This window comes from Limnohabitans sp. (genome assembly GCF_044361645.1).
Classification (GTDB): domain Bacteria; phylum Pseudomonadota; class Gammaproteobacteria; order Burkholderiales; family Burkholderiaceae_C; genus Limnohabitans_A.
Map to the genome: position 1 here is coordinate 1 of NZ_JBIKIL010000152.1, position 8,040 is coordinate 8,040.

6 protein-coding genes and 2 pseudogenes are annotated in these 8,040 nt (G+C 56.4%); 1 reads left to right on the forward strand and 7 read right to left on the reverse strand.

Going from position 1 to position 8,040, the window contains the following annotated elements; translation table 11 throughout:
• The 3 genes and pseudogenes from ACIQ39_RS17460 to ACIQ39_RS17470 all read right to left on the reverse strand — a co-directional run.
• A partial coding sequence (locus ACIQ39_RS17460; RefSeq protein WP_396435862.1) for a PrkA family serine protein kinase occupies window positions 1-1,224 on the reverse strand: 1,224 nt, incomplete at its 3' end.
• Window positions 1,225-1,374: 150 nt separating this feature from the next.
• Window positions 1,375-1,710, reverse strand: a complete 336-nt coding sequence (locus ACIQ39_RS17465) for a hypothetical protein (RefSeq protein ID WP_396435863.1) — start codon at window positions 1,708-1,710, stop codon at window positions 1,375-1,377.
• A 232-nt stretch (window positions 1,711-1,942) separates the two neighbouring features.
• A pseudogene (locus ACIQ39_RS17470) lies at window positions 1,943-3,160 on the reverse strand (ISL3 family transposase).
• A 114-nt stretch (window positions 3,161-3,274) separates the two neighbouring features.
• On the opposite strand from ACIQ39_RS17470, the gene xth reads away from it, so the two are divergent.
• Entirely contained in the window at window positions 3,275-4,054 is a 780-nt protein-coding gene (gene xth, locus ACIQ39_RS17475) for an exodeoxyribonuclease III (protein WP_396435864.1), read from the forward strand.
• A gap of 84 nt (window positions 4,055-4,138) precedes the next feature.
• On the opposite strand, the gene ACIQ39_RS17480 is transcribed toward xth, so the two are convergent.
• From ACIQ39_RS17480 to ACIQ39_RS17495, 4 genes and pseudogenes are all read right to left on the reverse strand, one after another.
• Window positions 4,139-4,834 (reverse strand): DUF599 domain-containing protein, encoded by a 696-nt coding sequence (locus ACIQ39_RS17480; RefSeq protein ID WP_396435865.1) that lies wholly within the window; start codon window positions 4,832-4,834, stop codon window positions 4,139-4,141.
• A 110-nt stretch (window positions 4,835-4,944) separates the two neighbouring features.
• Entirely contained in the window at window positions 4,945-5,478 is a 534-nt protein-coding gene (locus ACIQ39_RS17485) for a flavodoxin family protein (RefSeq protein WP_396435866.1), read from the reverse strand.
• A 181-nt stretch (window positions 5,479-5,659) separates the two neighbouring features.
• Window positions 5,660-6,373, reverse strand: a complete 714-nt coding sequence (locus ACIQ39_RS17490) for a pirin family protein (RefSeq protein WP_396435867.1) — start codon at window positions 6,371-6,373, stop codon at window positions 5,660-5,662.
• Window positions 6,374-6,641: 268 nt separating this feature from the next.
• Window positions 6,642-8,040, reverse strand: a pseudogene (locus tag ACIQ39_RS17495) (lysine decarboxylase); the annotation flags it as partial.

Sequence of the window (8,040 nt, forward strand, 5' to 3'; positions counted from 1 at the left end):
GACACCCGCATAGTCGCGATATTCTTGGTAGCTCTTGGCGCGCGGGTCGGTGCCCTTGAGGTTCTCGCCGTCGTAGACCTGCATCTTGGAGTAGAGCGTGGAGTTTTCCGGCTCCTTAAGGCGCGTGAGTACGGCGAATTGGCTCATCATCTTGAGCGTGCCGGGCGCGCAGGTGGCCTGAGCTAGGCTGCTGCCCCGAAGCAGCTTTTCGTAGATGCGCACTTCTTCAGAGACGCGCAGGCAGTAAGGCACCTTGACAATGTAGATGCGGTCGAGAAAGGCTTCGTTGTTTTTGTTGTTGCGAAAGGCCTTCCACTCGCTTTCGTTGCTGTGCGCGAGCACCACGCCGTCAAAGGGCATGGCTCCAAAGCCTTCGGTCCCTTTGAAGTTGCTCTCCTGCGTGGCCGTGAGCAATGGGTGCAGCACCTTGATAGGTGCCTTGAACATTTCCACAAATTCGAGCAGTCCCTGGTTGGCCAAGCACAGGCCACCACTGTAGCTGTAGGCGTCGGGGTCGTCCTGGGCGAAGGTCTCGAGCTTGCGGATGTCGACCTTGCCGACCAGGCTAGAGATGTCTTGGTTGTTATCGTCGCCGGGCTCCGTCTTGGCGATGCCGATCTGCTTGAGGATGCTGGGGTGGCGCTTGACCACGCGAAAGCGCCGAATGTCGCCACCAAATTCTTCCAGCCGCTTGACGGCCCAAGGGCTCATCACACGGTTCAGGTAGCGGCGCGGGATGCCATACTCCTCTTCCAGCAGAGTACCGTCTTCGATCGGATCGAACAGGCCCAGCGGCGATTCATTGACTGGCGAGCCCTTGATGGCATAGAAGGGCACCTCTTGCATCAGCGCTTTGAGTCGCTCGGCAATCGAGCTTTTGCCACCGCCTACGGGGCCGAGCAGGTAGAGAATCTGTTTTTTTTCCTCCAAACCTTGGGCGGCGTGGCGAAAGTAGGAGACGACCTGCTCAATGGCTTCCTCCATGCCGTAGAACTCGGCAAAGGCGGGGTAGATCTTGATGACCTTGTTGGCGAAGAGCCTCGACAGGCGTGGATCGTGTCGAGTGTCTACCACCTGTGGCTCGCCAATGGCCTTGAGCATGCGCTCGGCGGCCGTGGCATAAGCCAAGGGGTTTTGCTTGCATAGCGCAAGGTACTCTTCAATGGAAACTTCTTCTTCGCGGCAACGCTCAAAGCGGGCGGCATAACTGCTAATGACATCCATGGCGACCTCCAAATTGCTGAAAAAACCGAACCGTTGACGACATTCACCGGGTCTTGAACATCTCCACCACCGCCAGCACACTTACGCGGCTTTGAGCTGCTGCTGGCGGTCTTTTGACACCAAAGCCTCGAAGAAATGTCTGAATAATCTTTAGCAATAAGTATGCCAAACGGAATCTTGACATCCTCGTAACCTGGCACTCGCCACGACCGGCCTTGCATGCTTGAGAAAACCCACACCATCATCAAACCCATCTAAGGCAAACAAGAGGGCGCACAGTTCAGCTTCATTCGTTTGCTCCGCTGCCGTCATAACGGGCAATGAGAACTGACGAACATATTTCGCTAGCATGTCATGGGCTTCAGGGAAAAGCATGACAGCACTCGATCGATCAATGGTGGATACGTCCTGACTATCCACTACAAGTTTCGAATTTGGGTTGATGGGTTGATGGGTTGATGGGTTGATGGGTTGAAATTTATGCATTTTTTGCCGCTCCTGTTTTCATAAATGATGGCATCTGCCATCAGGCACAATCTTGCCAATGAAGACTTTATGAAGGCAGTGCTGAGGGCTCTGCTGCGACCTTGCCAACGCTATGATCCAGCATTCAAGCAATCGCTGATTGATATATGACGGAAATGCGTAACTTGGCGTGTAGCCAGCACAAAGAAAAACGGAGCTTCGTTGAATCCACTGTGATTTTTCAAGCCATAGCCTAGTTCAGCTTGCCACAATGAAACAGAATCCTCGCCCGGTAGTTAGTGAAGTTGCGGAACCCGCGCGCATTGGCTTTGATAAGCTGAATGGCACTGTTGAAGCCCTCCGTGCAGGCGTTGCTGATTCCGTGTTGGCTTTAGTTGAGCAGCCCTTCCTCGTGGCGGCGCAGCATCTTCACGACCTTCTTCACCGGCTCCAGGCGGCTTCCCATCGAGTTGTTGGACCAGGCTTTGAAGAACCGTTTGGCAGCACCCTTGTAGCTGTAGCTCCAGAACTGGCTGAAGTTTTCCTTGATGCACCAGGCTCGGCTGGTCTTCAGGTTGAGTTGGTTCAAAGCCCGAAACGAGACGGTTTCAGCACTGCGGCCATCTGGGTACTTTCTCAACCATGCCCACTTGCTGCCCGCCAGTGGCGAAGTGCCCGCTTGCGAGAGCTTCCGGCGCTCCTGCTTTCTCACCGCATCCACGGCCTCACCGAGGTACTTGGAGACGTGGAACTTGTCATGCACGATGTCCGCCTGCGGCATGCATTGCCTGGCCGCACTCATGTACGCCGGCCACATATCCATGGCCACCGCCTTGACCGACGCGCGTTGCGCTGGAGTAAGCGTCTCCAACAAGCTCACGGCCGCCACCAGCTTCCTCTCAGGCACCAAATCCAATACCCGCGAGCGGTCAATGTCGGTCAGGATGCTGGCGTAGGTGTGTCCTCTCTCCGAGCTCTTCTCATCGATGCCAAGGTAGGTAATCTCTTCCTCGGTACGTCGCAGCATGCCGCGCTCCACGGCGCTGACCATGATGGCATTGACCGTACTCCAGGCCAGCCGGGTAAGCGTGCAAACGGCTTGGGTGGTGGGACAGGCCTCCAGCAGTTTGATAACGAAGGCCGCCATCAAGGTGGTGACCCGGCTGTAGCGCTCCGCCCAGGGAACCGTAAGCTCCTCGACCGTGCCGTCGGCATATTTGAGTTGGGGAACACGAGCCTTGATGATGGTCTCGAACTGGCAGGTGTCAAGATGACGCCACTGGCGCTCGGTCCAGCCATTGATATGCGCCCTCTTGGTGGCGTCGGTAGGATCGCCCCAGACCTGGCCTTTCTTCAAGACAACTTCGACCACCACACGTTGGTCGACCAAGGACAGGTCAACTCGTCTGACAGACCACGGAGTTTTCAGTCCAAGAAGATGCTCATACAGGGCGGTATCTTTCGTGTTCAGGCCGGCAACATTGAATCACTGGATTGTCCCGTAGCAAGGGAAATTTCACAGTGAAATTGACGAAGAATCAGAAAAACAACAAACGTCATTGATTTATATAGATATTTTGAAATAATGAAAATCGCCACCTGGAACGTCAACTCTTTGTCCGTGCGCCTGCCCCAAGTGCTTGATTGGCTGGCCGCCAACCCCACCGATGTGCTGGCTTTGCAAGAGCTGAAGATGACGGACGACAAATTCCCTGCCGCCGCCTTTGCCGAGGCGGGTTACCAAGCGCTTTGGTTTGGCCAAAAAACCTACAACGGCGTGGCCCTGATTTCGGTGGCCACCGGCAGCGATGTGGTCAAGAACATTCCTGGCTTTGAAGACGACATGTCGCGCGTGATCACGGCCACCTACCCCGATGGCGCGGGTGGCCAGATCCGTGTGATTGGGGCTTATTTTCCCAACGGCCAAGCGCCAGACAGCGACAAATTTGTCTACAAAATGCGCTGGCTCGACGCCCTGCGCGAGTGGGTGCAAGCAGAAATGGAAAAGCACCCGAATCTGGTGCTGCTGGGCGACTACAACATCACCTTCGACGAACGCGACATGTGGGACCCGGTGGGCTTGAAAGACACCATCCACTGCACCGTGCAAGAACGCGAGAAGTTGCAAGCCCTGACCGATCTGGGCCTGGTTGACAGCTTCCGCTTGTTCGAGCAAGCCGAAAAAAGTTACAGCTGGTGGGATTACCGCGAGTTCGCGTTCCGCCGCAACCGGGGCTTGCGCATCGACCACATCTTGATCTCCGAGGCCCTCAAGGCCCGCGCCAGTGCCTGCAGCATCGACCGCACGCCCCGCAAAAACGAGCGCCCCAGCGACCATGCACCCGTGGTATTGGCTTGGCTCTGAGGGCCAAGCCCAGCAGCTCATCAGCACAGCGGTACTTGCCGAAACCTGTCTTTTTGGTTTGACAACCGATGCCCAGCTGGGGCATCAGTCTCGCAAAACGTGCAAAACCTCGGAACGAAACTCGCGCCCGTACAAAATCAACACCACCAATGCCGTGGCCAAAACCAATGCGGTGGGCGAAAAAAACCAGGCCATCGCTGCAAATGAAAAGTAATAGGCCCGCAAGCCATCGTTGAAAGTCTCGGCCGCAGCACTCACCAAATTGCCAGCGCGCTCAGCAAAGTGCTGCCGATCAAAGCGGTTCGCTGCAAAATCTTCTGGTGGTGGCATGGCACCAATCACCAAGGCGACAAAGGTGTATTGCCGCATCGACCAAGAAAAGCGGAAAAAAGCGTACACAAAAATGCCGACCAACACCAAAATTTTGAACTCGAACACCAGCAAGGGTGTGGGCTGAGCAAAAGGGATTTCACCCACCAACTCGGACGCCTTGTCGGTGGTGCCCAAGAGCGCAAACAAACCACCAATGATGATGATGCTGGTGGAAGAAAAAAATGCCGGTGTTTGAGACAAATTTTGCGTGATGATGCCGTCCAGCATGCGCGGCTCACGGGCGGTGGCCTGCAGCATCCAAAGTTGCCGGTAACGGTTGGTGTTGGCGATCAGACTTTGTTCACGAAAACCGCGCACTTTGGCGAGCCAGGCGTAGCCAATCCAAAGACCAAAAAAAGTAAAGAGCGCCAGCCAATCCAGCCAGGGCAACATGTTGATGATTTTCATGCGGCCATCCTAGCAAGAAGCGCTTGCAAACTCGCAAACTGTCGACGCAAGGCGAAAAAAAAAGCCGAAGCAGTCAGCCGCCTCGGCTTGATGTCAAACGCTTGAAAGCGTCAAGCGCGAAGCTTGGCCGCCATGGCAGCGACGCGCTCACCATAGGCTCGAGCCGTGTCCAAATCGCCTTGCGGAATGTCTTCGGCTGGGCTGGTGGGGCCTACTTGCGCCATCACGCCGGAGTTGGAGCCGATGCGGTTGATGCTGCCGTCGTTCAAAGCGGGCTGACCCACCCAGACCATGCCTTGTTGCATGGCCAAGGTGATGAAGTACTGGATGGTGGACAACTTGTCACCGCTGGGGCTGGCCGAAATGGTGAAGCCACCGGCGACCTTGTCTTTCCAAGCGCTGGTGAACCAGCGCTTGGAGGTGGCATCGGCAAACTTCTTGAACTGCCACGAGGCCATGCCCATGTAAGTGGGCGAGCCAAAAATGATGGCATCGGCCGCGTCGAGCGCAGCCCAATCGGCCTCTGAGAGATTGCCATCGGCATCGATGGTGACCAGCTGTGCACTCGCCCCTCGGGCCACAAACTGCGCCACACGCTGGGTATGGCCATAGCCTGAATGAAAAACAACGACGGTTTGGGTCAAGAAAAACTCCTAGGTTGATAAAAAAATGGGCTGGGTGTGTGCTCAGCCATGGACCGCGTGCTGCCTTGCGATGACAAAGCGAAGCGCATGGCGAGCCAAGCGTGGCCATCTGGGGAGCACCTCTTGCCTTGCGGTGAGCGACAAAGCGAGCCAAGCAGGCTCGGCGTGAGCGGTCACGGCATCAAGCGGTCAGATCAAAGACCAGCACTTCGGCGTCTTGGCCATGGCCCAGCGTCAAGGCAGACTCGTTTTGCAGCATCACCGCATCGCCCGCATGCATGCTTTGCCCGTTCGCCTGTAAGCTGCCGCGCACCAAAAAAACACAGGCCTTGCGCAGCGGGTCCAAGGGCAAATGGGCCGTTTCGTCCCCCTCAAACAGGCCGGCATACATGCGGGCATCGGCGTGGATCTGCACGGTGTGCGCAGCTGACTGGGTGTCAGCCGCAGGCGCAGCCACCAAAGCCAAATGACCGCGCTTGGCACTTTCGGGCACGGTTTTTTGCTCGTAACTGGGCTCAATGCCGGTCACGTTGGGCGTGATCCAAATCTGCAAAAAATGGGTGACTTCACCCTTTGCATGGTTGAACTCGCTGTGGCGAACACCCCTGCCTGCGCTCATGCGTTGTACATCACCAGGCGGTATCCCTAAGATGTTGCCCATGCTGTCTTGGTGGGCCAAATGGCCCGACAACACGTAGCTGATGATTTCCATGTCGCTGTGGCCATGCGTGCCAAAGCCCTTGCCGGGGTCGATGCGGTCTTCGTTGATGACCCGTAAATTGCCGAAACCCATGTGGTTCTGGTCAAAGTAGTTGGCGAATGAAAAGCTGTGAAAGGACTTCAGCCAGCCATGGTCGGCATAACCGCGATCGGCCGATTTGCGCAAGTTGAGCATGTGTTCTTTCGAGGTGATCTGTCAGGCGATTGCTGAAATATACCGGGCACGCAGCCCCTGCCCGTTGATCCAAATCGGATGCACCATTCGAAAAATTTGAATAAAAAGCGGTTTTGTGTCCACCTCAGGGCGGTTCAGGATGTGCCTGCGGCCATGCAAGGCCAAGCCAGCAACGAGCCAAAGGCCAGGGCCATGAGCCTATCGCGCAGCCGACAACAAGGCCCGGCGCTGAGCGCCCAGCACACGGCGCCCAAAAGCCGTGCGCCCTTCAAGCCTTCACGCAATCGGCAAAATACCTTTTTTTGCCCTCGTCGTCCGTGATTTCCACCAAGCCGTGGATATCGGTCTCAAAACCCGGACACCGCTCGTTGAATTCACGGGCGAACTTCAGGTAGTCCACGATCTTTTTGTTGAACACCTCACCCGGGATCAGCAGCGGAATACCCGGTGGGTAAGGCGTGACCAAGCCCACGGTGATGCGGCCTTCCAAGTGGTCGATCTCGACCCGCTCGGTTTTGCGCTGGGCAATGTGGGCATAGGCGTCTGACGGCCGCATGGCCGGGGCCAGGTCGGACAAATACATGTCGGTGGTCAAAATGGCGATGTCGTACTTGGCGTACATCTCGTGCACGTGCTGGCACAGATCGCGCAGGCCCATGCGTTCGTAGCGCCGGTGTTTTTGGCAAAACTCCGGCATGATTTTCCACATCGGCTGGTTCTTGGCGTATTCGTCCTTGAACTGTTGCAAGGCCGTGAGCAAGGTGTTCCAGCGGCCTTTGGTGATGCCGATGGTGAACATGATGAAAAAACTGTACAGGCCGGTTTTTTCCACCACCACACCGTGCTCGGTCAAAAATTTGCTCACGATGGAGGCGGGAATGCCGGTCTTGTCGAACTTGCCATCCAAGGCTAGACCCGGCGTGACGATGGTGGACTTGATCGGGTCGAGCATGTTGAAGCCGTCGGCCAACTGTTGACCAAAGCCGTGCCACTTGCTGGCTTTTTTGCGCGGGTCGTTGCGCAAAATCCAATCGTCGGCGCGGCCAATGCCCTCTTCGGCAAACTTTTCGGGGCCCCACACCTTGAACCACCAGTCTTTGCCGTACTCGGCATCGATCTTGCGCATGGCGCGGCGAAAATCCAAGGCCTCTGCAATGCTTTCTTCCACCAAGGCGGTGCCGCCGGGCGGCTCCATCATGGCGGCGGCCACGTCGCAGCTGGCAATGATGCTGTACTGCGGCGAGGTGGAGGTGTGCATCAAATAAGCTTCGTTGAACAAAGGCCTGTCCAGTTTGACGTTTTGCGCGTCTTGTACCAACACATGGCTGGCTTGGCTGATACCGGCCAGCAGCTTGTGGATGGACTGGGTGGCATAGACCATCGACTCTTTGGGGCGTGCGCGCTTTTTGCCCATGGCGTGGTAGGGGCCATAAAACGGATGGAACGCGGCATGCGGCAGCCAAGCCTCGTCAAAGTGCAGGTTTTCCACATAGCCATCGAGCATGCCCTTGATGGTTTCGGTGTTGTACAAGACGCCGTCGTAGGTGGACTGCGTGAGCGTCATCACGCGGGGTTTGACTTTTTTCGGATCCACGCCTTTGAGCAAGGGGTTGGCCTTGATCTTGGCCATAATGGCCGCAGGTTCAAACTCGCTTTTGGGGATAGGG